The sequence below is a fragment of the Oleiphilus sp. HI0125 genome, from assembly GCF_001635355.1.
Window position 1 is genome coordinate 1 of record NZ_LWGF01000220.1, and the last position, 1,032, is coordinate 1,032.

A 1,032-nucleotide genomic window follows, 5' to 3' on the forward strand; every position below is an offset into this window, starting at 1 on the left:
GAACGTGACTACGGCATTTAACAATACAATCGACGCCCGCCAGCAAGCTAGCTCGGACCTACGTTTCGGTGCTTCGCGCCTACACTGCGGCCCGTTATTGTAGGCGTTCATGTCTGCTTACTATATAAACTCGAAATAAATCCCAGTTAAAAACTTGCCTGTCTGACGTCCGCTTCTGTATATAAATCGAAAAGTTTTCGCGCCGCGAAATGTCCGCTTCTTTGTAGAAGTACGCATCAAGGATCGACCGGACATCAGCAGTTCAACATCCGCTAATGTCTAAATTCTGACATCCCTCAAGCCTCTTCCCAAATCCCTAATGCTATCTCCATAAATGCGCTGGCGGCGCTGCCTAGATGTTTCTTCTCATAACTGACGGCGCCGAGCTTGCGCTCAATGACAGGGTTGCGAACGGGGAGTGCGTGAAGGTCTTCGTCGATCATTGTTTGTGGCAATACCGACCAGCCCATACCAACGCTGGCCATCATTTTCATGGTTTCTAAGTAGTTGGTTGGTATCTTTGCTTTTAGTTCAAGTTGGTTTTCTTCAAACACCTTGGCGACGATGCGATAGGTGAGCGTGGATTCTGAGGGAAGAATCGCATCATGTTGTGATAACTCCTTTGGGCCGACGCGCTTTAGTTTTGCTAATGGATGTTGATGTCCGCATACAAAGGCCATCGGGTCATCCCAAACCAAATGCGTTATGAAATGTTCCCGACGTTGTTCTGGAATCGTTATAAAAGCGATATCGGCGTTGTTTTCTTGAAGCAGGGCATAAGCACTTTCGGAGTCGAGAAAATTCAGGTGCAAATCAACTAAAGGGTGCCGTTTGGAGAACTCGCGCAATATCAAAGGTAATCGATGCAATCCAATATGGTGACTTGCCACAATTCTTAAGTCGCCTTTTACTTCACCACTTGTATCTCGTACTGCCTGTTTTGCGTTGTCGAAGTTGTGCAAGATGTTTAAGGCGTGTGGCAGTAATGCTTTGCCTGCATCAGTCAGGGTGATCTCGCGTTGTAGTCGCTCG

Annotated in this window: 1 protein-coding gene; it reads right to left on the reverse strand. The window is 47.3% G+C overall.

Going from position 1 to position 1,032, the window contains the following annotated elements; all coding sequences use genetic code 11:
• Positions 1-296: 296 nt before the first annotated feature.
• Positions 297-1,032, reverse strand: a 736-nt coding sequence (locus A3762_RS03345) for a LysR family transcriptional regulator substrate-binding protein (RefSeq protein WP_068754068.1), incomplete at its 5' end; no start/stop codon positions are given.